The organism is Rhodopseudomonas sp. G2_2311 (genome assembly GCF_047501505.1).
GTDB lineage: Bacteria > Pseudomonadota > Alphaproteobacteria > Rhizobiales > Xanthobacteraceae > Rhodopseudomonas > Rhodopseudomonas palustris_H.
In genome coordinates this window covers 1-25,417 of record NZ_JAZDRK010000028.1, presented here as the reverse complement: position 1 = coordinate 25,417, position 25,417 = coordinate 1, and the positions used below count along the sequence as shown (strand labels likewise).

Below are 25,417 nucleotides of genomic sequence, written 5' to 3'. Positions count from 1 at the left end.
ATTACGCCGGCGATCGGAGGCGATCGCCGGCGTCTTCTTTTGCGTTTCAAGGACGATCTCAATCATGTCGCATCCGCTGGGACTGCTCGCAGTCCATCGCGCGTTCCGTGAAGGAACGTTGAGCTCCGCCGATTACATTGCCAGTTGCACCCAGCGCGCCGACGAGGTCGAGCCTTGGCTGAAAGCGTTCTGTCATCGGCTGCCCGGAGAACAGCTCACGGGAGGAGAGGGACCGCTCGCCGGCATCCCGATCGGCATCAAGGACATCATTGCGACGGCCGGCATTCCGACCACCAACGGATCACGGGTCTATGCCGACCACATCCCGGATCACGACGCGCCGATCGTGGCGCGCATCAAGCGGCTTGGCGGCATCGTGTTCGGCAAAACGGTGAGCACTGAATTTGCTTGGCGCAGCCCTGGGCCAACGGTCAATCCCAACAATCCGCAGCACACGCCCGGCGGTTCGTCGAGCGGATCGGCGGCCGCGGTGGCGGCCGGCATCGTGCCGATGGCGCTCGGCACCCAGACGGTCGGTTCGGTGGTACGACCCGCTGCCTATTGCGGCATCGTGGGCTTCAAGCCGAGCTTCGGCGCGATTGTTCGCGACGGCGTTCACCCATTGGCGCAATCGCTCGATCACGTCGGGTTCTTGACCCGATCTGTCGAGGACGCGGCGTTCGCATTTGGCTTGCTGGCCGACGGCGCCGACGCGGGGGCGGCAGCCCAAGCCGTCGAGGGAGACGTGCTTCCTGTCGCCTCGTCACTGCGGCTCGGTGTGGTTCGCCCGCCGATCTGGGATCGGGTCAGCGCCGAACAGAACCAGGCGTTCGAGGCGGCGCTGGAGACGCTCCAGCGCGCAGGGGCCAGCATCGTGCCGCTTGAGCTTCCGGAGCGCTATTGGAAGGGATTCGATGCCGCGGAGATCATTCTGGTGGCGGAGGCGGCCGCGATCTTCAACGGGCTGATCACGCAACATCCAGATCTGACCAGCCCGCAGCTCAAGGAGCTGGTGGCGACCGGCAACGCGATCAGCGCACCGCGCTACATCGAAGCTCGCCAACTGCAGGCATCCCTGCGGGAGGAGCTTCCGCGGCATCTCAGCGGTCTCGACGGCATCCTGACGGTGCCGGCGCCCGGCGAAGCTCCGGAAGGGCTGGCCTATACCGGCGACGCCAGCTTCTGCGCGCTGTGGACGATGCTCGGCGTGCCGGCCCTGACGATGCCGATCGCCCGGTCTGGCCGCGGCCTGCCGCTTGGTCTTCAAGTGGTTGGAGGCTTTGGCGAGGACGCCAAGCTGCTGCGCACCGCTCGGGTGGTCGAGGCGAAGCTGGCGAACTGACTCGATCGACGCGCGGCTAAAGCTTTGCCGCCTCGCGTCGATCAGGACCTCACCTTGACGTAGCTGCCCGGCGCATCTTCCAGCGGCGGGTAGGCTTCGTTTCCGATGGCGCGGGCGGGGACCTGTTCGTCGTCGAACGCGCCGATCCAGGCGCGCCAGTCCGGCCACCACGACCCCTTATGCTCCTCGGCCCCGTTCAGCCAGTTGGCGACCGAGCCGGCGAAGATGTCGGGATTGGTCCAGAACTGGTACTTGTTCGCCGCCGGCGGATTGATCACGCCGGCGATGTGGCCCGAGCCTGACAGCACGAATTTCACCGGACCGCCGAAGAACTGCGAGCCGTACAGCACCGACTCCGCCGGAGCGATGTGGTCTTCGCGGGTGGCGAGATTGTAGATCGGCACCTTGACCTTGGCCAGGTCGAGCGTGGTGTTGTCCAGCACCATGGTGCCGGCCGACAGCTTGTTATCGAGATAGCAGTTGCGCAAGTAGTAGGAGTGGTTCGCCGCCGGCATCCTTGTGGCGTCGGAATTCCAATGCAGCAGGTCGAACGCCTGCGGCGGCTGGCCCTTCAGGTAGTTGTTGACGACGTAGGACCAGATCAGGTCGTTCGGGCGCAGCATGTTGAAGGCCATCGCCATCTTGGCGCCTTCGAGCACCCCGGTGACCTTCATCTCGCGCTCGACCGCGGAAATCTGTTCCTCGTCGACGAATACCATCAGGTCGCCGGCATGGGTGAAGTCGACCTGCGTGGTCAGGAAGGTCGCCGAGGTGACCCGCACCCGGCGGCGCTCGGCGAGCCAGGCGAGCGTCGAAGCGAGCAGGGTGCCGCCGACGCAGTAGCCCAGCGTGTGCACCTTCATCTCGCCGGTGACCTTCTCGACCACGTCCATCGCGGTCAGCGGTCCGAGCTTCATGTAGTCGGCGAAATCCTTGTCGGCGAGGCTCTTGTCCGGGTTGACCCAGGAGATCACGAACACGGTGAGGCCCTGGTCGACGCACCATTTGATGAACGACTTCTCGGGCTTCAGGTCGAGAATGTAGTACTTGTTGATCCACGGCGGCACGATCAGCAGCGGCGTGCGCTGCACCGTCTCGGTGGCGGGCTCATACTGGATGAGCTGCATGATCTCGTTCTGGAAGATCACCTTGCCGGGGGTGACCGCCATGTTGACGCCGACCTCGAGCCCGGCCGGATCGGACTGCCGGATCTTGAGGTGGCCGCGGCCGGACTGGATGTCGTCGGCCAGCATCTTCATGCCGCGCACCAAGTTGTCGCCGCTGGCCTCCAGCGTGTGACGCGTCAGCTCGGGATTGGTCATCACGAAGTTGGAGGGCGCCAGCGCGGTGGTGAGCTGCTGGACGTAGAACGCCGCCTTGCGCTTGGTGTGCGGATCGATCTCGGCGTTCTTGACCAGTTCGTCGGCCCACTGCGTGGTGAGTAGATAGGCCTGCATCAGGAAGTCGTAAAACGCGTTGGCCTTCCATTCCGGTGAGGCGAACCGCTTGTCTCGCGGCGAGGGGGCGATCGCCGGTTCGGCCTGTTCGCCGGCGAGGCGCTTGGAGGCCGCGCCCCAGAGTTCGAGATACGACTTGCCGAGCCGCTGCTGCAGCTCCTTGGAACGGTCCTGGTCGGACAGCCAGTAATTGGCGACGGTGGAGAAGCTCTTCACCATTTCGGTCAAACCGGCGGGCGGATGACCGTCCGGTGGTACGGCACCGTTTTGCGACTTCATCATCGTCGCAAGCGCCTGGCTACCAGTCTCCATCGCCTGCGCCAGATTGCGGGCGAATGCGTCAGGATCGAACTTCGGGGCCGCCTTGGGTTCTGCGAGCATGTCGGTCATGAATCAACACTACAATCCAGTGCAGAAAATCCGCTGAGATTTGTCGTCGCGCCCCCGGATGATGGCATAGTTCGGTAAACGTCGCTGATTTCGATGTGCTGCAGTGCGACAAATTGCGCTTGATTTAGCCACATTGGCATCCCACTGAGGCGGTCGGGTCGGTTAATGTCGCCGCTCGGCGCTGGCCGGTTCGAGGCGAAATGAGTTAAGGTTTAATCCTCGAGTGCGACGATTGTTGCGAGCGGCGACGATCGGGAAGGCGGGGCCGCGTGAAGGCAAGCAGGGTGATGCGAGTGGCAGGCACGGGTGGACGGACGGGACCCGGCATGCGGGCTGCTGTGGCAGCTGCGCTGGTCGTGGCCGGCTGCGCGCTCGGCGGCTGCTCGGTCTCGCTGTCCGACATGCCGCTGCTCGGCAGCAGCGATGCCCCCGCCAAGCCCAAGCAAGCCGACGCTTTTCCGGCCGTGAACGACCTGCCGGCCAATCGCGATGAAGCGGTGCTGGCACCCGCCGAGCGCAATAAGATCGAGCAGGAATTGATCGCAGCCCGCGAACGCCAAGCGAACGCGAATGCCGCTGCGGGTGCAGCCGCGCCGGCCGCGGGCACCGCGGCCGCCAGAACGGCGGCGTCGAGATAGCCGGACCGACGCCGCCATCGACGACCCGCCGCCGGGGCAGGTGACGATCGCGAGCGGGCTGCATGTCAGCCTTGTCGCAAACAGCCGCAAATTCGATCGAATCAGGGCGTTGCTGCACGTTTATCGGATTCCCCTCCGATCAAGAACGCGGTAACGATCCCACCGTTACCCGGAGTCGAGGACCATGGAAGAATTCTACCGCATCCGCCGCTTGCCGCCCTACGTGTTCGAGCAGGTCAACCGGGCCAAGGCCGCCGCGCGCAACGCCGGAGCCGACATCATCGATCTCGGGATGGGCAATCCGGACCTGCCGGCTCCGCCGCACGTCCTGGAGAAGCTGAAGGACACCCTCGGCAAGCCGCGCACCGACCGCTATTCCGCCTCCCGCGGTATCACCGGTCTCCGCAGGGCCCAGGCCGCTTATTACGACCGCCGATTCGGCGTGAAGCTGAACCCCGACACCCAGGTGGTCGCGACCCTCGGCTCCAAGGAAGGCTTCGCCAACGTCGCCCAGGCGATCACCGCCCCCGGTGACGTCGTGCTGTGCCCGAACCCGAGCTATCCGATCCACGCCTTCGGCTTCCTGATGGCCGGCGGCGTGATCCGCTCGGTGCCGTCCGAGCCGACCCCGGATTTCTTCGCCGCGGCCGAGCGGGCGATCATCCATTCGATCCCCAAGCCGATCGCGCTGATCGCCTGCTATCCGTCGAACCCGACCGCCTATGTGGCCAGCCTCGACTTCTACAAGGATCTGGTGGCGTTCGCGAAGAAGCACGAGATCATGATCCTGTCGGATCTGGCCTACGCCGAAGTCTATTTCGACGACAACAATCCGCCGCCGTCGGTGCTGCAGGTGCCGGGCGCGATGGACGTCACCGTCGAGTTCACCTCGATGTCGAAGACGTTCTCGATGGCCGGTTGGCGCATGGGCTTCGCGGTTGGCAACGAGCGCATCATCGCCGCGCTGGCCCGCGTGAAGTCGTATCTCGATTACGGCGCCTTCACCCCGGTCCAGGTCGCCGCCACCGCCGCGCTGAACGGTCCCGACGACTGCATCAAGGAGATGCGCGAGACCTACAAGAAGCGCCGCGACATCCTGGTCGAGAGTTTCGGCCGCGCCGGCTGGGACATCCCGCCGCCGTCGGCGTCGATGTTCGCCTGGGCGCCGCTGCCGCCGGCCTTCCGCGAGATCGGCTCGATGCAGTTCGCCACCCTGATGGTGGAGAAGTGCGGTGTCGTGGTGTCGCCCGGCGTCGGCTTCGGCGAGCACGGCGAGGGCTTCGTCCGCATCGCGATGGTGGAAAACGAGCAGCGCATCCGCCAGGCGGCGCGTGGCGTCCGGCGCTTCCTTGAAAGCGGCGTCGAAACGTTGCACAACGTCGTGCCTCTCGCTGCTCAGCGATAGGCCCGTCATTGGGGGCCGCCCGCCGGCCTCCGGGTTCTTCCCCAAGAAACGCCGGTTCCGGCAGCAGGTCAGCGCGTCATGGTCGCGCCACTCAGAGTGGGTATTGCGGGTCTCGGCACCGTGGGTGCCGAAGTCGTCCGCGTCATCGAACGGCAGGAGCGGACGTTGTCCGCTCGTTGCGGCCGCCCTGTGCGCGTGGTCGCGGTCACCGCGCGCTCCAAGGCCAAGAAGCGCGGGCTTGATCTGTCCGGCATCAAATGGGCGAAGAGCCCGCTGGCGATCGCCACCGATCCCGAGGTCGATTGCTTCGTCGAACTGATCGGCGGCGCCGGCGATCCCGCCGGTCCGGCGATCGAGGCGGCGCTGGCCGCCGGCAAGGCGGTGGTCACCGCCAACAAGGCGCTGATCGCCAAGCACGGCCTCAAGCTGGCGTCGCTCGCGGAGAAGCACAACGCGGCGCTGAACTACGAGGCCGCCGTCGGCGCTGCGATCCCGGTGATCAAGACGCTGCGCGAGGGCCTCGCCGGCACCGACATCGACCGGATCTATGGCATTCTCAACGGCACCTGTAACTACATCCTGACCCGGATGGAGCAGGAGGGGCTGTCGTTCGACGACTGCCTCGCCGATGCCCAGCGGCTCGGCTATGCCGAAGCCGATCCGACCTTCGATATCGACGGCCACGACACCGCGCAGAAGCTGGCGATCCTCGCCAGCCTCGCGTTCGGCACCAAAGTGTCGGAGAGCTCGGTTTACGTCGAGGGCATCCGCTCGATCACGCCGGAAGATCTCCGCGCGGCCGATGATCTCGGCTATCGCGTCAAGCTGCTCGGCGTCGCGGTCCGCACCGCCAAGGGCATCGAGCAGCGCGTGCATCCGACCATGGTGCCGAAGACCTCGTCGATCGCCCAGGTGATGGGCGTCACCAACGCCGTCTCGATCGACGGCGACGGCATTCCGCCGATCACCCTAGTCGGCGCCGGCGCCGGTGCCGCTGCGACCGCGTCCGCGGTGGTGGCGGATATCGCCGATGTTGCCCGCGGCATCCGCGCAGTGCCGTTCGGTCGGCCGGTATCCGGGCTGAAAGCCACCGCGAAGGCGCCGATGCAACGCCACGAGGGCGGCTATTACTTGCGGCTGCTGGCGCGCGATCACGCCGGCACCGCCGCGACCATCGCCAAGCGGCTTGCCGAGCAGGACATCTCGATCGAGTCGATCGTGCAGCGGCATCCGCACCGCAGCGTCGATGCCAATGGCAAGGCCGCCAAATCGTCGGTCCCGGTGCCGGTGATCCTGATTACTTACGCCACCGCTGAAGACGCGGTGCGCCGCGCCCTGCAAGCCGTGCAGCGCGACAAGGTGATCAGCGGCCGGCCACAGGTGATCCGGATCGAGAAGAACTGAGTTCGACCATTTGTACAGCCCCCGCCGCAAGCGCGGGGGCGCTGTTTTGAGGAGCTGGGCCGATGTCGACCACCATTTCCGTTCCGCCGCAATTGCTGCTGGAACGCATCCTGACCCTGGAGATCGTGCGTGTGACCGAGCGCGCCGCGGTGTCTGCGGCGCGGCTGCGCGGCCACGGCAACGAGAAGGGCGCGGACCAGGCCGCGGTCGATGCGATGCGCCGCGAGCTCAACAAGATGCCGATCGAAGGCACCATCGTGATCGGCGAGGGCGAGCGCGACGAAGCGCCGATGCTGTTCATCGGTGAGAAGGTCGGCGCCGGCATCAATGCCGGTCCGAAGGTCGACATCGCGGTCGATCCGCTCGAAGGCACCACGCTGTGCGCCAAGAACATGCCGGGCTCGATCGCCACCATGGCGATGGCCGAAGGCGGCACGCTGCTGCACGCGCCCGACGTCTACATGCAGAAGATCGCGATCGGTCCGGGCTACGACAAGAACCTGATCGACATCGATGCGCCGCCGGAAGACAACATCCTCCGCTTGGCGCAGGCCAAGGGTGTGCCGACTCACGGCATCACCGTGCTGGTGCTCGATCGTCCGCGCCACGCCGAGCTGATCGCCAAGATCCGCGCCACCGGCGCCGGCGTCCAGCTGATCACCGACGGCGACGTTGCCGGCGTGATCCACTGCGCCGACCCGGACAACACCGGCGTCGACATCTACATGGGCACCGGCGGTGCGCCGGAAGGCGTGCTGGCCGCGGCGGCGTTGCGCTGCATCGGCGGTCAGATGCAGTGCCGGCTGCTGCTCGACACCCACTCCAAGCGCAACCGCGCCGAGTCGATGGGCATCGAAGATCCGAACTTCGTGTACCAGATCGAGGACATGGTGAAGGGCGACTGCCTGTTCGCCGCCACCGGCGTCACCGACGGTTCGCTGCTCTCGGGCGTCAAGTTCCGCAAGGGCGTGATCCAGACCGAGACCGTGGTGATGCGGTCGGTCACCGGCACGGTGCGCTACATCAAGGCGGACCACCGCCAGCTCGAGAAGTTCCACCTGGATTAAGATAAGGAGATCGTCGGATGGCCGTCGAGATTCGTCCCGTCGGCCCCGACGAGCGGGCCGCCTGGGAGCCGCTGTGGGCCGGTTACCTCGCGTTCTACAAGGCGACACTGGCGCCCGAGGTTTCCGACGTCACCTGGGCGCGGTTTCACGATCCCGCCGAGCCGATGCATCTGCTCGGCGCCTATGTCGACGGCAAGCTCACCGGGATCGTGCAGTTCATCTATCACCGGTCGTGCTGGACGGTCGGCAATTACTGCTATCTGCAGGATCTGTTCGTCGCCGACAGCGCCCGCGGGCTCGGCCTCGGCCGCAAGCTGATCGAAGCCGTGTACGCGCGCGCCAAAGCTGACGGCTGCAGCCGCGTGCACTGGCTGACCCAAACCGGCAACGCCACCGCACGGCTGCTTTACGACCGCATTGCCGAGGATTCCGGCTTCATGCAGTATCGGAAGGTGCTGTAGTCACACCCGTCATCGTCATTTCGAGGAGCGGAGCGACGAAGCAGTACAGCTCCGTGCTCGCGCTGGATTGCTTCGCTACGCTCGCAATGACGATTTAGTTGCGGCAAGGGGAGAGAAACAAATGGCCGGAAGAGCCGAACCGACAAACGTGCAAGCCCTGATCTTCGACGTGTTCGGCACCGTGGTCGACTGGCGCACCAGCCTGATCGAGGACTTCACCGCGTGGTCGACGACACGTGGCATCGGCGGCGATTGGACCGGGCTGGTTGATGCGTGGCGGCAGGCCTACGTGCCGTCGATGGATGAAGTGCGGAAGAACCCGTCGCGCGGCTTCATCAAGCTCGATGATCTGCACCGCCGCTCGCTGGAGCAGCTAGCGCCGCAGTTCGGGCTCGACAATCTCAGCGACGACGATCTGACCTATATCACCACCGGCTGGCACCGACTGAAGCCGTGGGCGGATTCGGTGCCCGCGCTGACGCGACTGAAGTCGAAGTTCATCATCAGCCCGCTGTCGAACGGCAACGTCGGACTGCTGACTCGGATGGCGAAGAATGCCGGGCTGCCTTGGGATCTCATTCTCGGCGGCGACTTGTTCGGTCACTACAAGCCTGATCCCGAGACGTATCTAGGCGCCGCGCGTCTTCTCAATCTGCCGCCAGAGCAGGTGATGATGGTCGCCGCCCACAACAATGATCTCGCCGCCGCGCAAGCGCTGGGCTTGAAAACGGCGTTCATCCCGCGTCCGACCGAGTACGGTCCGCTGCAGACGATCGACTTCGATGCTACCGGCGACTGGACCATCGTGGCCGATGATCTGGCCGGTGTCGCCGATCGGCTCGGGTGCTGACCCGCGAGAAGGTCAATCCTCTCGCTTCACTCGCACTGATAGGCAGCGGGCTTCTCCTGCCGCCGTCCTGGCGGTTTGCGCCGTCGGCGCTTCGTGCTTATCTGCGCGGACCATGACGCCTCCCATCTCCGTTTTGCCGGCCGAAACCGTGCCGGCGTTTCTCGGCGTGACCCGCTCTGCCACCGGCAAGGCGTGGCGCGACCGACTCGACGCCCGCGCCACTGCGAAAGCGCAGGCGATGGTGCAGCGCTATCAATTGCCCGAGATGCTGGCGCGGGTGCTGGCCGGGCGGGGCGTGGAGATCGACCAGGTCGAGGACTTTCTCGATCCGACGATCCGCAAGCTGATGCCAGATCCGGCGTCGCTGACTCAGATGGAAGCCGGTGCCAAGCGGATCGCCGACGCCGCCTCGCGCGGCGAGAAGGTCGCGATCTTCGGCGACTACGACGTCGACGGTGCGACTTCGTCGGCCTTGCTCGCCTGGCATCTGCGCCATTGCGGGCTCGATCCTTTGATCCACATTCCGGATCGCATCTTCGAAGGCTACGGCCCGAATATCGACGCGATCCGTATGCTCGCCGGCAAAGGCGCGACGCTGCTGATCACCGTGGACTGCGGCACCACCAGCCTGGAGCCGCTGGCGGAAGCGCGGCGGCTCGGGATGAGCGTCGTGGTGATCGATCATCACCAATGCGGCGACGAGCTGCCCGAGGTCGAAGCGCTGATCAATCCGAACCGGCCCGACGATCTGTCGGGGCTCGGCCATCTTGCTGCGGTCGGCTTGGTGCTGATGACGCTGGTCGCGGTCAATCGCGAGCTGCGGCATCGCGGGTTCTGGACCACCGAGCGGCCGGAGCCGAACATGCTCGACATGCTGCACCACGTCGCGCTCGGCACCGTGGCCGACGTCGCGCCGCTGGTCGGGCTCAACCGCGCCTTCGTCGCCAAGGGCCTGATCGCGATGCGCCGCCGCGATCACGTCGGCCACACCGCGCTGATGGATGTGTCGCGGCTGAACGGTCCGCCGGAAGCGTGGCATCTCGGCTTCATGCTGGGGCCGCGGATCAACGCCGGCGGCCGTATCGGCCGCGCCGATCTCGGCGTCCGGCTGCTGCTCGAATCCGACGTCTCTGAAGCCGCCCGCATCGCCGCCGAACTCGATCGCCTCAACAGCGAACGGCGCGAGATCGAACAGAGGGCCGAAGCCCAGGCGGAAGCCGAGGCGATGGCGTCGCTTGGGCTCGAGGACAAGGGCGCGGTGATCGTCACCGCGTCCGAAGGCTGGCACCCGGGCGTGGTGGGGCTGGTCGCGTCGCGGCTGAAAGAGAAGTTCGGACGGCCGTCGTTTGCGATCGCGCTGGAGCCTGGCGGTATCGGCACCGGCTCGGGCCGTTCGATCTCCGGCGTCGATCTCGGCAAGGCAGTGCGCCAGGCGGTGCACGATGGGCTGCTGCTCAAGGGCGGCGGCCACGCCATGGCGGCCGGCGTGACGCTGCGCAAAGAGCGGCTCGCCGAATTCCGGGCCTGGCTGGAGACGACGCTGGCGGATGACGTCGCCAAGTCGCGCCACGTCAACGAACTGTATGTCGACGGTGCGGTGTCGGCGCGCGGCGTCACGACAGAGCTGGCAGCGACGCTGAACCGGGCAGGGCCGTTCGGCGCCGGCAATCCGGAGCCGATCGTCGCGCTGCCGGCGCATCAGCTCGTCTATGCCGACGAGGTCGGCCAGGCGCATCTGCGGCTGCGCTTCAAGGCGGGCGACGGCGCGTTCGTCAACGGCATCGCATTCCGCAGCGTCGGCCAGAAGCTCGGCAACGCCCTCACCGAGAACCGCGGTCAGACGCTCCACGTCGCCGGCTGCCTCAGCGTCGACCGCTGGCAAGGCGCCGAACGCGTGCAACTCCGCGTCATCGACGTCGCGGTCCCGGATGCCGGGCCGACGATGATCAGGTGAGCAGCGCGAGCCGCGCTCGCGAGCCCAGAATGAAGACGCGAACTCCTGAAACTGTCGTCATCGCCGGACTTGATCCGGCGATCCATCTTTCAAGAGTGATGGATGGCCGGGTCGAGCCCGGCCATGACGTGAGTTGCGATCAATGAACGGGATGCCGGAAGCTAAGTACAAATCTCGCCCTGGATGATCATTTCCCGGAACAGCTCGACCGCTTTGGGATTCAGTGCGCCTTCTTCGGGCAGCACCAGCGGCAGATCGGGCGGGGCCAGGATGGCGAACTGGCGGCCCCATTCGTAGACCCAGGCGAGGCCGTCCTGGAACATCACCTCGTCGTCATAGCGCGGAGTGCGGCCCGAGCGGGCCTCGGCGAAGCCGCGGCGGAAGGTGGTGTTCCAGACGATTTCGTCCAGTGGAGCTTGGAAGGTCTCGGCCTGAGGGCGCACGTCGGTCATGGCTCAAATCCGGCGATACATCCTGAAGAAACGGAGGAAGGGTATTATTCCACGGCTCGGCCGGGGCAAAACCCTGACTTTCGGTCAATCGCCCCGGTCGTGTTTGGCGGGGATCAGATAGGCCGGGATCAGCCGGCGGATCAAGCGGGCCGTCACGTGGCGGAAGCCCGGATGGTGCAGGCAGACGCCGCCGAGCAGGCCGACCACGCAGCCGACGACGGTATCGATAAACCGCGCCTCGATGATCTGGTGCGCCGGCTCCTGGCCGAGCGTCGCGGCGTCGGCGAGGAAGATGGTGAGCGGGGTGATGAAGATCACTGCGAAGCCGTAGTGACGGATCACCGCCGTCTCGATCACGAAGCTCAGCGCGATCACCGCAAACGCGATGCTCCATTTCTCCAGCGGCAGTGCCAGCAGCACCGCGGCGAGGCCGAGGCCGATCGCGGTGCCGAGCAGGCGGTGCAGATGCCGATTCCAGATCGCACGCACCGACAGGCCCTGAATGACGGCGAGGCAGCTCACCGGCACCCAATACGGCCGCTCGAGCTGCAGCGCCTGAGCCAGAGCCAGCGCTAATCCGACGAAGATGCCGATCACCACGGAGTCGAGCACGACGTGCTCGAAATCGTCGATCGCCAGCGGCGGCACCGGCAGCGGATCGCGGATCCGCAGCACGACGATCGAGTAGATCATCGCGATCAGGGTCGCGAGCAGGCTGCCGAGCACGAACAGCCCCGCCTTCAGCGGCAGCTGCATCAGGTCGCTCGGCGTATAGGCGGCGATCGCCGCGGCCATCACGAAGAACATGCTGCCCGGTGGGCCGACCCGATAGAACCGGCACAGCATGGTGACCACGATAGCCGTGAAGGTGATCGCCGGCACCAGCAACCACGGCAGCAGATGCACCACCAGCCCGAGCGTGTAGCAGGCGGCATAGCCGAAGCCGGCGGCCATCATCGACACCATGCGGTGGTGCAGCGGGGTGCGCGGCAGATACAGAAACGCCATGCCGCCGAGCGACGAGATCAGGCCGTAGTCGAGATGATCGAAATAGGCGCCGATCAGCATCGGTACGCCAGCGGCGAGTGCCGCGGAGAACGGCATCTGCCACGGCCGGTCGCTGGGATTGAAGGTGACGAGCTCGCGCCACTCCTCGTGCGCCAGCGCCTTGATCCGGTGCCACGTCCAGTGATGTTGAATCATCGAACAGCCTGCGGCCTCTATCCACCCTGCCGCAGTCGTGCCAGCACCTTGAGCCCGCCATAGCCGTCGGCGGGCGATAGGCCGGTCTTGAGCTGAAAGTCGCGGATTGCCTTCATGGTGTCGTTGCCGACCCGGCCGTCAGTGCCGCCGGTGTCGAAGCCGGCGCGGGTCAGCCGGGTCTGCATCTCCTGCACCTCGGCGAGCGTCAGCGCGCGTTCCGATCCGGGGAAGGGATGGATGAACGGGCTGCCGCCGAGAATGCGATCTCCGAGGTGGCAGATCGCCAGCGCGTAGTTCATCGACGGATTGTAGCTCTTCACCGCGTAGAAGTTCGGCCCGATCAGAAATTTCGGGCCGCCGTCGACCGGCACCCACATCGTTGCGCTGGCCGAGGAATTGGGAAATGGCTGGCCATCGGCGCGGGTGACGCCGGAACGCGACCACTCCAAATAGCTGCGGCGCCCGCTGCCTGTGCCGCCGGGGCCCTCGACCTCGTAGCCCCAATGCTCGCCGCGGCGATAGTTGCCGCGCCGGACCAGATACTTCGCGGTCGAGCCGAGCGCGTCGTCGGGCCGGCCGAACGGCGACACCCGTCCGTCGCCGTCATAGTCGATGCCGACGTTCAGCCACACCTCCGGCATCCATTGGCTGTGGCCCATCGCGCCGGCCCAGGAGCCGCGCATTTCTTCCGGTGTCGACCAGCCCTTGTCGACGATCCGCAGCGCGTTGATCAGCTCGGTTTCCCAATACGATCGCCGCCGCGGCTCGCGCCACGCCAGCGCGGCGAGGGACGGAAACACCGGCCGCATATGGTTCTGCTGCACCAAGGGATCGCCATAAGCGCTCTCGACGCCCCAGAGCGCGAGCAGCGTGCCGCGCTCGACGCCGAAATCGCGCTCGATCCGCGCGAACAACGCTTCGTTCTTGCGTAGCGCCTCGCGGCCGGCGGTGATCCGCCAATCCGACACCCGCCGGTTGATGTACTGCCAGAGCTGCTCGTTGAATTCGGGCTGCTTCTGGAAATTCTTGAACACGCTCATGTCGGGTTCGAGCGATCCCATCACCCGATCCCAGGTGCGCGGCGAGATGCCCTTGGCGAGCGCCTTGGCCCGGAACGCGTCGCGCCATTCATCGAAGCCGGCCGGCGCCGCGGCCGCAGCCGCGGCGGGCAGCATCACGGCGGCGCCGACGGCCGCCTGGAGCAGGTGGCGACGGGTGAGGGAGGTGGGGGAATCGTGATCGACCATGGCCGGCAGTTTAGCGGCATTGAGGTCGTCCCCAAAGCCGCTGCGCCTCGATAGCAGCTGCGCACGCGGGCCGCCGATTGTTCCAACGGGCGGCAGCGACACGATGTCTCCGCCTGTGCCCTTGTACCGCCGCGCTCTGCGCCCAACTGGTGACACCGACCTGCCTTCCGCAGCCTCGGGCATTCGAGGCGCGATACAGCCGACAGACAATGAGGAGTTGAGGTGGACCGCGAATCCGAGATTGGGCTGGACCTCGAAGAGCCGGACCTCGAAGAGGCTGCGCCCAGCGACGGCTCCGACCTTGGCAGCGCCGTTGCCCAGGCGGCGCCGACGCGCCGGCTGCTGATGGTGATCAATCGGGGCAGCCGCTCCGGCAGCCAGGCCGTCGGTCTGGCCGGCTCCAAACTCAGCGCCGCGGGTTTCGACCTGGTGGTTTCGGCACCTTCAAGTCGCCACGAGGTCGCGCCGTGGATCGAAGCCCATGCCGAAGGCGCCGCAGGGGTGGTGATCGCCGGCGGTGACGGCACGCTGAACGCGGCTGCGCCAGCCTTGGTCACGACCGGGCTGCCGCTCGGCATCATTCCGGCGGGGACCGCCAACGATCTGGCGCGGACGCTCGGCCTGCCGCTCGATATGGAAGCCGCCGCCGATGTGATTGCGGCGGGACATCGCAAGACCATCGACCTCGGTGACGTCAACGGGCACAAGTTCTTCAACGTCGCCAGCGTCGGGCTGAGCGCCGATCTGGCGCGCGAACTGAGCGGCGAGAGCAAGCGCAGGTTCGGCCGCCTCAGCTACGCGCTCACCGCCGCGAAGGTGCTGAGCAAGGCGCGGCCGTTCCATGCGGTGATCGTGTCGGGCGACGAGCAGGTGCGAGTGAAGACCATGCAGGTCGCGGTCGGCAACGGTCGTTACTACGGCGGCGGCATGGCGGTGGAGCAAACCGCTGAAATCGACGACGGCCAGTTCGATCTGTATTCGCTGGAGTTCGCGCAGGTGTGGAAGCTGCTGGCGGTGGCCTACGATTTCCGCAAAGGCCGCCACGTGCTGTGGCGCGAGGTGCGTGCCGCGCGCGGCACGTCGTTCGAAATCCGCACCCGCAAGCCGCGGCCGGTGAATGCCGACGGCGAACTGGTGACGTTTACGCCGGCCCGGTTCGAGCTGCTGCGCAACGCGGTCAGCGTATTCGCGCCGAAACACCCGCCGCCGCATCCTTGAACAACGCCAACGAAAAAGCCCGCCGGGATGCGGCGGGCTTTGCGGCAGTCAGCAGGGCTGATTGCAATTAGTCCTTGGCGCGCTCGACGTAGGAGCCGTCTTCGGTCAGCACCACGATGCGGGTGCCGGTGCCGATGTGCGGCGGGACCTGGGTGCGGACGCCGTTCGACAGCACCGCCGGCTTGTAGGACGACGACGCGGTCTGGCCCTTGGTCACCGGCTCGGTCTCGACGACTTCGAGCGTGGCGCGCTGGGGCAGGGTGATCGCAACCGCGGTGGTGTCGTGCATCGACAGCTTCACCACCATGCCTTCTTGCAGGTAAGGCGCAGCCGAGCCGACGACGTCCTTGGCGACCTGGACCTGATCGTAGGATTCCGGCTCCATGAAGTGGAAGCCTTCGCCATCTTCATACAGGAAGGTGTAATTGCGCTCTTCGATGGTGACCTTCTCGACCTGGTCGGTGGTCTTGTAGCGCTCCGAGATCTTCACGCCGTCGCTGATTCGGCGCATTTCGATCTGGCTGACGGGCGTGCCCTTGCCGGGATGAATGTTTTCGGCAGACAGGACGACGTAAAGCTTCCCATCTTGCTCGAGGACGTTGCCCTTGCGAATAGAACTGGCGATGACTCTCAAAGGAATGTTTCCTGTCGTTCAGGTCCGGGCCCGATCCGGGCGTTGGTATCCCGAGGCCGAAACGGTTTCGGGGCGCAACATACTGATTTGTGGCGCTGATGCCAGTGTTTTGCGCGGCCGGATGGGGGCGACTTGAGATGGAGGCGACAAGCCAACCGTCGCCCTGGTGGAACAGGGATAGGTATCTGGACCGTCAGCCGTTTTTGCGCGCGCGGGGGGCGGTGACCCGGGCCGTGCGGGCTTGGTTCGAGGCGGCGGGCTTTACCGAGGTCGAGACCGCGATCCTGCAGATTTCACCCGGCAACGAGACCCATCTGCACGCGCCGCGCACCGAACTCTTGGGACCGGACGGCGAGCGGCGCTCCCGATACCTGCGAACCTCACCGGAGTTCGCCTGCAAGAAGCTGCTGGCGGCCGGCGAGACGCGAATCTTCGAGCTTGCCCGGGTGTTTCGCGACCGTGAGCGCGGCCGCGTGCATCTGCCGGAGTTCACCATGCTGGAGTGGTATCGCGCCGAGGCGCCGTACCAGCAGGTGATCGACGACTGCGTCGCGCTGGTCCGCGTCGCGGCCACGGCCACCGGCATCGAGACGTTTTCGTTCAGGGGGCGGCGCGCCGATCCGCGCGCCGAGGCGGAGCGGCTGACGGTGGCCGATGCGTTCGCCCGTTTTGCCGGCATCGATCTACTTGCCACGATCTCGAACGGCGAGGGAGATCGCACGGCGCTGGCAAACGCGGCCGCCGCACGCGTGCGGATCGCCGATGACGACACCTGGTCCGACATCTTCAGCAAGGTGCTGGTCGAGCATGTCGAGCCCCGGCTCGGCGATGGAAGGCTGACGGTGCTGAGCGAATACCCGGCGCCTGAGGCGGCTCTGGCGCGGACCAAACCGGACGACCCGCGGGTCGCCGAGCGGTTCGAGCTGTATGCCTGCGGCGTCGAGCTCGCCAACGGCTTCGGAGAACTCACCAATGCGGCCGAGCAGCGTGCGCGCTTCATCTCCGCGATGGATGAGAAGGAGCGGCGCTACGGCGAGCGCTATCCGCTCGACGAAGCCTTTCTCGCGGCGGTGGGCGAAATGCCGGAGGCCAGCGGCGTCGCGCTCGGCTTCGACCGCCTGGTGATGCTGGCGGCCGGCGCAACCACGATCGATCAGGTGGTGTGGACGCCGCCGGCAGGCGAGGGCGTATGACCAAAGTCACCCGATTGAACACGCCGGCAGCGGCGACGCTGCGTCAACCCGACGAACTGATTGCCGAGGGCCTCGCCACTGCGGACGACCGCGCGATGCTGAGCGGGGTCGCGTCGCGCTATGCGATCGCGGTGACTCCGGCGGTCGCGGCGCTGATCGATCGCGACGATGCCGACGATCCGATCGCGCGGCAGTACATCCCGCGCGCCGAGGAATTGTCCTCGCTCGCTTTTGAGCGCGACGATCCGATCGGCGACGCCGCGCATGCGCCGGTCGAAGGCATCGTGCATCGGCATCGCGACCGCGTGCTGTTCAAACCGGTGCATGTCTGCGCGGTGTATTGCCGGTTCTGCTTTCGCCGCGAGATGGTCGGTCCCGGCAAGGACAATGCGCTGTCGCGCGAGGCGACCGCTGCCGCGCTCGACTACATCCGCGCGCACAACGAGATCTGGGAAGTGATCTTCACCGGCGGCGACCCGCTGATGCTGTCGCCGCGGCGGCTCGGCGAGATCATGGCCGAACTCGCCGCGATCGAGCACGTCAAGATCATCCGCTTTCACACCCGTCTGCCCGTCGCCGATCCGGCGCGGATCACGCCGGATCTGGTGCGGGCGCTACGCGGGCCGGGCAAGACCACATGGCTCGCGCTGCATGCCAACCACCCGCGGGAGCTGACGGAGGCGGCGCGCGCGGCGTGCGCGCGGATCGTCGACGCTGGAATTCCGATGGTCAGCCAGTCGGTGCTGCTCCGGGGCGTGAATGACAACGCCGCGACACTCGAGGCGTTGATGCGCGCTTTCGTCGAGTGCCGGATCAAGCCGTACTACCTGCACCACGGCGATCTGGCGCCGGGGACCGCGCATCTCCGCACCACGCTCGCCGAGGGCCAGGCCTTGATGCGCGCATTGCGCGGCAATGTGTCTGGACTTTGCCAGCCGGAGTACGTGCTCGACATTCCCGGCGGCTACGGCAAGGCGCCGGTTGGCCCCAATTATTTGTCGGACGCCGATGGAACCGAGCCGGATTCGCGCTATCGTGTCGCCGACTATTGCGGCGAGGTGCATCTGTATCCGCCGCGGTCGGAATGAGCGGCGGTACTCTGTCGCTGGTGCAGTCCGGCAACTGGGCCGGGAATGATGCGTTGGTGCTGGGGTTGGGCGGACCATTGGCCGATGCAGACTGCCGTGATGTTGGCGCGATCGGCGCCCAGCCTCGCGGCGGGAGCGTGAATGGAAGGAGAGCTCCGATGAAATCTGTGATGATCGCCGCCGCGATCCTGACCCTGAGCGGCAGCGCGGTGTTGGCGCAATCCGGCAGCGGCACAGGCGGTTCGGCCGGCTCGACGATGTCGCCGGACGTGTCCGGGGGCGGGGCGGGGCTCCGGCAAGCGCCGATCGGGCATCTGCAGCCGCGCCGCAACGACACGCCGCCGGAGCGGACGATCGATCAGATCGATCCGGCGGATGCGGCGCTCGACCGCAAGATCAAGAGCATCTGCCGCGGCTGCTGACGCGAACCGCGGCAGACGTCGCGCAATCAGGTGCTCTTACGGGCGGCGAGCGCCATCGCGATCAGCGAGGTGCCGCCGAACACCAGATTGATTCCGATCAGCAGGCCGATCGCCCAGACGGTGCCCGGCCAGCCCGAGATGATGATGAACGCCACCAGGATGTCGGCGATACCGGCGGCGAGCATCCAGCCCCAGCGCTCCGACATCCGTCCGCGATGCTGGAAGGCGTACATGATGGTCGCGACACCTTCGGCAAGGAAATACACGCCGACGATGAAGGTGAGGGTCAGCGTGCCTTGCAGCGGCATCGCGATCAGCACCAGACCGGCGACCAGCGCCAAGACGGCCGACAGCAGCGACCACCAGAAGCCGGGGCCCTTGCGCGCCCAGATCGAAAACCCGACGCCGGCCACACCGGCGATGAAGAACAGCCAGCCGAGCATGATGGTGAAGGTGATGCTGGCGAGCAGCGGCAGCAGGATCGCCGCAAAGCCGATGATCAGCAGCAGAATGCCTTCGAACAGATAGGCCTTCCAGTGATCGCGGATGGCCGCCTCGACGCGCGCTTGCAGGCGCTCGACGTCTTCGGGGCGAAGGCTGTCATCTGGCAGAGACATGGGACTTCTCCTTTAATGGTTCCCATTCAGGAACCTACCCCGCGCAACGCACCTCGGCGTTAATAGTTCAACGGTATTCGGCGTGCTGGTCCGAGGTGTGCAGGCGAATCGAAACGGCGTCGGGAATCAGTTAATTGTAGCGTTCGATTGCGACGACTTTGGCGGGAGACGACCGATGGTCCCAGCCGTTTTGCATCTGGTCGCGTTGGCGCTTGCGATCACGCTGTTCGTGTTCGCCTGACTTCAAGCGCACAGGACTTCAGGCTGCGAGTGCCCACCACCCACCGATCATGAGGATCGGGCGGGGAGAGTTCAATTGCGCGTGCCTCTTGTTCGCGTCCAATTCACCCGCCGGCAAACACTTGCGCAACCATGTCCTGCGCGGTCGGCGACCGAATCTGCACATTGGATTCGCTGGGCATCCGAAAAGGGAGTATAAAGAAAAATATTCAATTTAAAATTGTGGTTGCGGCGTTCGCACCACAAGCAATCAGTCTCCGTTAGGAGGCGGCATGTGCAAAGACAAACGGCCCCACTGCAGCAGGTGCGGTGCTCGCACGGGGCTCGCCCGGGTGTCCCCGGTGCGATCGATCGAACTGCGAATCTATGAATGCGCCAGCTGCGGCCAGACTGATTACTATGAGGTCAGCCCAGACCCGCACGCATCATGGGGATTGCTGGCCGGAGACCGACTGGCTGGGATCCTTGCAGCGCTCAAAAGGAATGATGGCGCTCCCTAGCGGAATCGAACCGCTCTCTCCACCGTGAAAGGGTGGCGTCCTGACCGATAGACGAAGGGAGCGAAGCCGCCGGACTGGCGCGATCCTTCAAGGATCGCAAGCAGGCGGAAACGCACGGTCTAACCCGAAACGGCTGTTTCAGCAGGCGCCGGAACGGGCCCGCGGCGAAGCAGCGGGCGAACGTATAGTGGCGTTTTTCCGGAGGGGCAAGCGCTCTCCGCAGCGATCTGCCGATACCCCGACTTTTCGCTAAATCTTGCAACGATTTTTCAACAGCCCGGGACCTAGAGCAGAGACGGTCCTGAGCGATCGGGGCCCGCGAACGCTCACTTTCTGCTTCGCTCCGGCCGCGGCGTTGTACCCTCCGGCGAGCGATCCAAGCAGGCCGAGGACGACATCATGGCCAAGGACAAGACCAAGCGCGAGGCGCGCAAATCGGTACGCCAGAGCGGCTGGATCACGCTCGACGGCGGCTTTGCCGCGCGGCCGTGCGAGGTGCTCGATCTGTCGAGTTCAGGGGCCAAGCTGGTGCTCGGCGAAGCGGAGTCGCTCGGCTCACGGCTGCGGCTCGGCTTTTCGCGCGACGCGCGTCAGGGTCGGCAGTGCGAAGTGGTGTGGCGACGCGGCACGACGCTCGGCGTCAAGTTCGTCAATTGAGGCCACGTTGATGCGCTGAAGTGCCGACACAAAACGGGCTCCAATGTTCGCGGAGCCCGTTGTGACCGGCAAAAAAGCGTGGCGAGCGATGTCAGCTCAGTGGCCGAAGAACAGCCACAACAGAATGATAATCGGGATCGGAACGCCGATCAGCCAAAGTAACAGTCCTCGCGCCATTGATGTCCTCCGTTGGTTGTTCGACCAACGCGAGGTCCTGCGCGTCGTTCCGCATCACCAAGCGGATGCGGGCGATCTCTGCTGGACGGGACCGCCAGCGCCTTACCAATGGCCGGTGTTCGGCATCGAGGCCCACGGCTCCTGCGGCGGCAGCGCGTCGCCCTTTTGCAGCAGCTCGACCGACTGCAGATCCGGCGAGCGTACGAACGCCATCTGCCCGTCGCGCGGCGGGCGGTTGATGGTGATGCCGAGCTCCATCAGCTTTGCGCAGGTCGCGTAGATGTCGTCGACTTCGAACGCGAGATGGCCGAAGAAGCGGTCCTCGCCATAGGTCTCTTCGTCCCAATTGTGGGTCAGTTCGATCGTCGGAGCCGGGCGGCCCTTCGACTGCTTCACCAGGTCCTCGTCTTCCGGCGCGCACAGGAACAGCAGCGTGAACTTGCCCTTATCGTTGTCGATGCGGCGGACCTCCTTGAGGCCGAGCGCGCCGACGAAGAATTTCAGGGCGGTGTCGAGATTGCGGACGCGGAGCATGGTGTGCAGGTAACGCATGTGCGGGTGGTCTCCTTGAGAAAGGTGCCGGGGATTCTGCGACGGAATGGCCGCCATGAAAAGCGCAGGCGGCGCGCTCGCGGCGCCGGCCATGATGTCCGGACCGGACGTCAAAACGATGAAGGTCCGGAGCCGAGGCTCCGGACCTTATGCGCGCTCGGGGAGGTGTGGCGAACGAGAGGCGAGGGCACTGAACATCGTGACTTCGCATCCGATCGCGGGCGGACGACCGACGAAAAAGAGCCCCGCCTTGGAGGTCGCGCGGGGCTCTTTCAGAGGAGGTCATCCGTTGAGACGGGTTCAACTATCCGACCACGGCAGCCCTCTTGCAATTCAAAAAAATGTGGCTTCGAATCTGAGCACGGGAACCGGCAACTTCTCCGCGGCGGATGCGTCGATGTCGGCGCAGCCTCGTCGCCCCGGTTCGCTCGCGGCGCGCGGACGCTCGCGCGACGACAGGGTAAGTTTGAAATGATCCAACCATGATCGCACCCAGCCTTTCCAGCGGGGTCGAACAGCTCGGCGACATGATCGCGCACGCTTCGTCGATCGTGCCATTCACCGGCGCCGGCATTTCGACCGAGTCCGGCATTCCTGATTTCCGATCGCCGGGCGGCTTATGGAGCCGCAATCAGCCGATTCCGTTCGACGAGTTCGTGGCACGCCAGGATGCGCGCGACGAAGCCTGGCGGCGACGCTTCGCGATGGAGCAGACCTTTGCGAAGGCGCGGCCGACCCGCGGTCATCGCGCGCTCGCATCGCTGTACAAAGCCGGCAAGGTGCCGGCGATCATCACGCAGAACATCGACAATCTGCATCAAATGTCCGGCTTCGCCGAACACGACGTCGTCGAGCTCCACGGCAACACCACCTACGCGCGCTGCATCGGCTGCGGCAAACGGCATGAGCTGGAGTGGGTGCGCGAATGGTTTTTCCGCACCGGGCACGCGCCACATTGCACCGCGTGCGACGAGCCGGTGAAGACCGCGACGGTATCGTTCGGTCAGTCGATGCCGCCGGAGGCGATGCGCCGCGCGACCGATCTGGCGCAGCATTGCGATCTGTTCATTGCGATCGGTTCGTCGCTTGTGGTGTGGCCCGCAGCGGGCTTTCCGATGCTGGCCAAAGAGTGCGGCGCCAAGCTCGTGATCATCAACAGAGAGCCGACTGAACAAGATGAAATGGCCGATCTAGTGATCCGTCACGACATCGGAGAAACGCTTGGACCGTTCGTCGGTAACTGAAACCTCGTAAGATTCGCAGGCTTTCAAGGCTGTTTATAGTTGTCGCGTAACGATTTTTTTGTCTTTGCCGTTTGGACCACGGTGTTATCTTCGAATCAACAGATTCGCGGCGGCGCAATCCTGAGTAGTTTGAGGGAATGCTCGGCGAATCATCCTCGTCGCGGATGCGACGAATTTGTTGATGACGTGCGGGGTCCGGGGTCATGGGGTCGGACGGATTTGAGTCCAAAAGGCCGGGCGTTTTGCCCGTAGCCAGCGCTGCGAAGCCGAGAGCAGCGGAGTTTCCGGTAGGCGATTTCTCGCCGCGGGACTTCGGAGCCGGCGCACATGGCGACCTTTCAGTTCCCCGCGATCTGAATCCGCGCGATGCCTTTACGGGTCTCGGCGAAGCCGCGAACCTCGTCGAGATCAGCGGCGTCATCAAGTGGTTCGACGCTTCGAAGGGCTACGGCTTCGTGGTTCCTGACAATGGCTGGCCCGACGTTCTGCTGCATGTCACCGTGCTGCGCCGCGACGGCTACCAGACCGCCTATGAGGGCGCCCGCATCGTCGTCGAATGCGTGCAGCGCGCCAAAGGCTACCAGGCATTCCGCATCGTCTCGATGGACGAGTCGACCGCGATCCATCCGGCCCAGATGCTGCCGGCGCGCACCCATGTCAGCGTGACGCCGACCAGTGGGCTCGAGCGCGCGCAGGTCAAATGGTTCAACCGGCTGCGCGGGTTCGGCTTCCTGACCTGCGGCGAGGGCACGCCGGACATCTTCGTGCACATGGAAACGCTGCGCCGCTATGGCATGACCGAGCTGCGGCCGGGCCAGTATGTGCTGGTGCGGTTCGGGCCGGGCTCCAAGGGCATGATGGCGGCCGAGATCCAGCCGGAGAACGGCGCACCCGGGCTGTCCTCGCACTGAACGGCAGCCGGACCGCAAAGGGCGCGCACACGCGCCGTTCTTGATCGCGCCATCCTTGATCGCCAATTTGTGAATCGGCTGACGCCCGCCGCGCATGCTGTTTGCGCGGCGGAAATGCGTTCAGCATGATCCCGGCGGCGATGCGCGGCCGTGGCGCCCCGCGAAACACAGGTTCGATTCCATGCAGGCTTCTGAAATGTTCAAATTCCGCCGGCTGCGGTGGCTGGGTGCGCTCGCGATGGCGGGGATGCTGTGCGGCCTTCTGGTGCAGGGTGCGGTCGCGGCGCAGATGCAGACGCTCGAGATCGTCGGTAAAACCGGCGTGCACGTCTTCACTGTCGAGATCGCCACCACCGATCAGGAGCGGGAAGTCGGCCTGATGTACCGCAAGAGCCTGCCGGACGGGCAGGGCATGCTGTTCGACTTCCGCCCCGAGCAGCAGGTCTCGATGTGGATGAAGAACACCTACATCCCGCTCGACATGATCTTCATCCGCGGCGACGGCACCATCCTGCGGATCGCTGAGAACACAGAGCCGCTGTCGACCCGGATCATCGCTTCGGGTGGGCCGGTCGCGGGTGTGCTCGAGGTCTCGGGCGGCACCGCCAAGAAGCTCGGCATCGCCGCCGGCGACCGGGTGGCGCATCCGTTGTTCAAGTCGCGCTGAGGCCGGCTTGCTGGGCTGACGTGAACCGTGTATCGACGGCCGTCGGCCCAGAGATCCGGGTCATGGATCGGGTCATGGATCGGGGTATAGCGCAGCCTGGTAGCGCGGCAGTTTTGGGTACTGCAGGTCGTTGGTTCGAATCCAGCTGCCCCGACCACCCGTCTTGCTTCATTTCACGATGGCTTCGCCGCGGCCTCCCAGGGCACGCGGCCGGTGCCGATTGTGCCGTAAGACCTGAGGCTGCTGCGGAGCTTGGCCGATGAAGATCGCGCTGGCGATCGTGTCGCTGTTCCCGAGCGGTGGGCTGCAGCGGGACTGCATGGGCATCGCCCGGCGGCTGATGGCGCGCGGCCACGACGTCACCATCCTGGCCTCGCGGCGGCAGGGCGAGTTGCCGACCGACCTGAACATCGAGCTGTTGCCGGTCAGCGCCTGGAGCAACCACGGCCGCGACCAGCGCTTTGCCGAGGCGGCGGCGCAGCGCAAACCGGACTTCGACCGGTTCGCGGGCTTCGGCAAGCTGACCGACCTCGACGTGCTGTACTGCGCCGACGGCTGTGACAAAGCGCGCCCGGCGCGGTGGTCCGATCGCTTCACCGCGCGTCGCCGGATCAAGCTTGGGCTGGAGGCGGCGAGTTTCGCACCCGGACGGCCGACGCAGTGTCTGTTGCTGAGCCAGAACCAGCTCGACAGTTTCCAAACCGCCTGGGGCACCGAGCCGGAGCGGCTGGCGTTGATGCCGCCGACGATTGATCCCGGCCGGCGCCATCCGGAGTTTCGCACCGACGGCACCCGCGAGTGCATCCGCGGCGAGCTCGGTGTCGTCGGCGATCCCGTCGTCTGGCTCGCGGTGGCGGCGCATCCGCTGACCAAGGGGCTCGACCGCGCGGTGGCGGCGCTTGCGGCGTTCCCGGAGGCGCGGCTGGTGGTGGCCGGGGTTGCCGACGACAGCAAGCAGGGGCGGCTGATGCGCCGGCTCGCCGGCGACGCCAAGGTGTCGCACCGGATCAGCTTGCTCGGCATGCGCCGCGACATTCCCGAATTGATGGCGGGAGCGGATGTTTTGATCCATCCGGCGCGGGTCGACACCACCGGCACCGCGATCCTGGAAGCGGTGGTCAACGGCCTGCCGGTGATCACCACCGCAGTGTGCGGCTATGCCCGGCACGTTGCAGCCGCCGATGCCGGCGTGGTGCTGCCGGAGCCGTTCGGTCCTGGCAACCTGAATGAGGCGCTGCGTCAGGCGACGGCGCCGGGGCGCCGCGTGTCATGGAGCGAGAACGGCGCCCGCTACGGCGCCAGTCACGATCTCTATTCCGGGCTCGACCGCGCCGCCGCGATCATCGCCGGCGAGACGGCCGACACGCCGCCGTCTTGAAGCTGCGACCGCGCAGGCTGCGGCTCAGCAGCCGAGGCCGTGGCCGGAG

General features: G+C 65.8%; 24 protein-coding genes and 2 tRNA genes. 18 read left to right on the top strand and 8 right to left on the bottom strand.

Going from position 1 to position 25,417, the window contains the following annotated elements:
* Positions 1–64: 64 nt before the first annotated feature.
* Entirely contained in the window at positions 65–1,342 is a 1,278-nt protein-coding gene (locus tag VRZ08_RS23185; RefSeq protein ID WP_414534034.1) for an amidase, read from the top strand.
* A gap of 41 nt (positions 1,343–1,383) precedes the next feature.
* Here the strand turns inward: VRZ08_RS23185 and VRZ08_RS23180 are convergent, their stop codons facing one another.
* The gene (locus VRZ08_RS23180; RefSeq protein WP_164633832.1) at positions 1,384–3,189 is read right to left on the bottom strand and encodes a PHA/PHB synthase family protein; all 1,806 of its coding nucleotides are present in this window, start codon (positions 3,187–3,189) and stop codon (positions 1,384–1,386) included.
* A 326-nt stretch (positions 3,190–3,515) separates the two neighbouring features.
* On the opposite strand from VRZ08_RS23180, the gene VRZ08_RS23175 reads away from it, so the two are divergent.
* The 7 genes from VRZ08_RS23175 (at position 3,516) to recJ (ending at position 10,968) form a co-directional block, all read left to right on the top strand.
* Positions 3,516–3,827: a hypothetical protein gene (locus VRZ08_RS23175; RefSeq protein WP_164633862.1), complete on the top strand. Its 312-nt coding sequence runs from the start codon at positions 3,516–3,518 to the stop codon at positions 3,825–3,827.
* A gap of 184 nt (positions 3,828–4,011) precedes the next feature.
* On the top strand, positions 4,012–5,232 hold the full coding sequence (locus VRZ08_RS23170) for an LL-diaminopimelate aminotransferase (protein WP_107344427.1): 1,221 nt from the start codon (positions 4,012–4,014) through the stop codon (positions 5,230–5,232).
* A 78-nt stretch (positions 5,233–5,310) separates the two neighbouring features.
* Positions 5,311–6,636 carry a homoserine dehydrogenase gene (locus tag VRZ08_RS23165; RefSeq protein ID WP_107355597.1) on the top strand — a complete coding sequence of 442 codons (1,326 nt, stop codon included), beginning with the start codon at positions 5,311–5,313 and terminating at the stop codon, positions 6,634–6,636.
* Positions 6,637–6,698: 62 nt separating this feature from the next.
* Positions 6,699–7,703, top strand: coding sequence for a class II fructose-bisphosphatase (glpX, locus tag VRZ08_RS23160; protein ID WP_107355598.1), 1,005 nt, complete (start codon positions 6,699–6,701; stop codon positions 7,701–7,703).
* A 17-nt stretch (positions 7,704–7,720) separates the two neighbouring features.
* Entirely contained in the window at positions 7,721–8,164 is a 444-nt protein-coding gene (locus VRZ08_RS23155; protein ID WP_107355599.1) for a GNAT family N-acetyltransferase, read from the top strand.
* 121 nt (positions 8,165–8,285) lie between these two features.
* Positions 8,286–9,014, top strand: coding sequence for a haloacid dehalogenase type II (locus tag VRZ08_RS23150; protein WP_414534031.1), 729 nt, complete (start codon positions 8,286–8,288; stop codon positions 9,012–9,014).
* Between the two features lie 112 nt (positions 9,015–9,126).
* On the top strand, positions 9,127–10,968 hold the full coding sequence (gene recJ / locus VRZ08_RS23145) for a single-stranded-DNA-specific exonuclease RecJ (RefSeq protein WP_414534030.1): 1,842 nt from the start codon (positions 9,127–9,129) through the stop codon (positions 10,966–10,968).
* 161 nt (positions 10,969–11,129) lie between these two features.
* On the opposite strand, the gene VRZ08_RS23140 is transcribed toward recJ, so the two are convergent.
* From VRZ08_RS23140 to VRZ08_RS23130, 3 genes are all read right to left on the bottom strand, one after another.
* Complete coding sequence (locus tag VRZ08_RS23140) at positions 11,130–11,420, bottom strand: hypothetical protein (RefSeq protein ID WP_011158059.1); 291 nt, start codon at positions 11,418–11,420, stop codon at positions 11,130–11,132.
* Positions 11,421–11,504: 84 nt separating this feature from the next.
* Positions 11,505–12,623, bottom strand: a complete 1,119-nt coding sequence (locus tag VRZ08_RS23135; protein ID WP_408016312.1) for an FUSC family protein — start codon at positions 12,621–12,623, stop codon at positions 11,505–11,507.
* Between the two features lie 17 nt (positions 12,624–12,640).
* A complete protein-coding gene (locus VRZ08_RS23130; protein WP_414534029.1) occupies positions 12,641–13,870 on the bottom strand; it encodes a lytic murein transglycosylase in 1,230 nt (409 codons plus the stop codon).
* A gap of 222 nt (positions 13,871–14,092) precedes the next feature.
* On the opposite strand from VRZ08_RS23130, the gene VRZ08_RS23125 reads away from it, so the two are divergent.
* Entirely contained in the window at positions 14,093–15,088 is a 996-nt protein-coding gene (locus tag VRZ08_RS23125; protein ID WP_414534028.1) for a lipid kinase, read from the top strand.
* Between the two features lie 67 nt (positions 15,089–15,155).
* Here the strand turns inward: VRZ08_RS23125 and efp are convergent, their stop codons facing one another.
* Positions 15,156–15,722 (bottom strand): elongation factor P, encoded by a 567-nt coding sequence (efp, locus tag VRZ08_RS23120; RefSeq protein WP_107344436.1) that lies wholly within the window; start codon positions 15,720–15,722, stop codon positions 15,156–15,158.
* 137 nt (positions 15,723–15,859) lie between these two features.
* Here efp and epmA point away from each other — a divergent pair, with 137 nt between their 5' ends.
* The 3 genes from epmA (at position 15,860) to VRZ08_RS23105 (ending at position 18,425) form a co-directional block, all read left to right on the top strand.
* Positions 15,860–16,915 carry an EF-P lysine aminoacylase EpmA gene (gene epmA, locus VRZ08_RS23115; RefSeq protein WP_414534027.1) on the top strand — a complete coding sequence of 352 codons (1,056 nt, stop codon included), beginning with the start codon at positions 15,860–15,862 and terminating at the stop codon, positions 16,913–16,915.
* The gene (locus tag VRZ08_RS23110; RefSeq protein WP_414534026.1) at positions 16,912–18,003 is read left to right on the top strand and encodes a lysine-2,3-aminomutase-like protein; all 1,092 of its coding nucleotides are present in this window, start codon (positions 16,912–16,914) and stop codon (positions 18,001–18,003) included. Before epmA ends, VRZ08_RS23110 begins: the two co-directional genes overlap by 4 nt.
* Positions 18,004–18,161: 158 nt before the next feature.
* On the top strand, positions 18,162–18,425 hold the full coding sequence (locus VRZ08_RS23105) for a hypothetical protein (RefSeq protein ID WP_107355607.1): 264 nt from the start codon (positions 18,162–18,164) through the stop codon (positions 18,423–18,425).
* 26 nt (positions 18,426–18,451) lie between these two features.
* Here the strand turns inward: VRZ08_RS23105 and VRZ08_RS23100 are convergent, their stop codons facing one another.
* Both VRZ08_RS23100 and VRZ08_RS23095 read right to left on the bottom strand, forming a co-directional pair.
* Positions 18,452–19,042 (bottom strand): HdeD family acid-resistance protein, encoded by a 591-nt coding sequence (locus tag VRZ08_RS23100; RefSeq protein ID WP_414534025.1) that lies wholly within the window; start codon positions 19,040–19,042, stop codon positions 18,452–18,454.
* A gap of 727 nt (positions 19,043–19,769) precedes the next feature.
* A tRNA-Glu gene (locus tag VRZ08_RS23095) sits at positions 19,770–19,844 on the bottom strand.
* A 337-nt stretch (positions 19,845–20,181) separates the two neighbouring features.
* Here VRZ08_RS23095 and VRZ08_RS23090 point away from each other — a divergent pair.
* The gene (locus VRZ08_RS23090) at positions 20,182–20,439 is read left to right on the top strand and encodes a PilZ domain-containing protein (protein ID WP_107357501.1); all 258 of its coding nucleotides are present in this window, start codon (positions 20,182–20,184) and stop codon (positions 20,437–20,439) included.
* A 279-nt stretch (positions 20,440–20,718) separates the two neighbouring features.
* On the opposite strand, the gene VRZ08_RS23085 is transcribed toward VRZ08_RS23090, so the two are convergent.
* Positions 20,719–21,168, bottom strand: a complete 450-nt coding sequence (locus tag VRZ08_RS23085; RefSeq protein WP_414534024.1) for a VOC family protein — start codon at positions 21,166–21,168, stop codon at positions 20,719–20,721.
* A 482-nt stretch (positions 21,169–21,650) separates the two neighbouring features.
* Between VRZ08_RS23085 and VRZ08_RS23080 the strand changes: the two genes are divergently transcribed.
* From VRZ08_RS23080 to VRZ08_RS23060, 5 genes are all read left to right on the top strand, one after another.
* Complete coding sequence (locus tag VRZ08_RS23080; protein ID WP_164573785.1) at positions 21,651–22,412, top strand: SIR2 family NAD-dependent protein deacylase; 762 nt, start codon at positions 21,651–21,653, stop codon at positions 22,410–22,412.
* Positions 22,413–22,615: 203 nt separating this feature from the next.
* Positions 22,616–23,323, top strand: a complete 708-nt coding sequence (locus tag VRZ08_RS23075) for a cold-shock protein (RefSeq protein WP_414534023.1) — start codon at positions 22,616–22,618, stop codon at positions 23,321–23,323.
* A gap of 181 nt (positions 23,324–23,504) precedes the next feature.
* The gene (locus tag VRZ08_RS23070) at positions 23,505–23,990 is read left to right on the top strand and encodes a DUF192 domain-containing protein (RefSeq protein WP_414534022.1); all 486 of its coding nucleotides are present in this window, start codon (positions 23,505–23,507) and stop codon (positions 23,988–23,990) included.
* A gap of 80 nt (positions 23,991–24,070) precedes the next feature.
* Positions 24,071–24,147 (top strand) — tRNA-Pro (locus VRZ08_RS23065).
* Positions 24,148–24,249: 102 nt separating this feature from the next.
* Positions 24,250–25,368, top strand: a complete 1,119-nt coding sequence (locus tag VRZ08_RS23060; protein WP_414534021.1) for a glycosyltransferase family 4 protein — start codon at positions 24,250–24,252, stop codon at positions 25,366–25,368.
* Positions 25,369–25,417 lie beyond the last annotated feature (49 nt).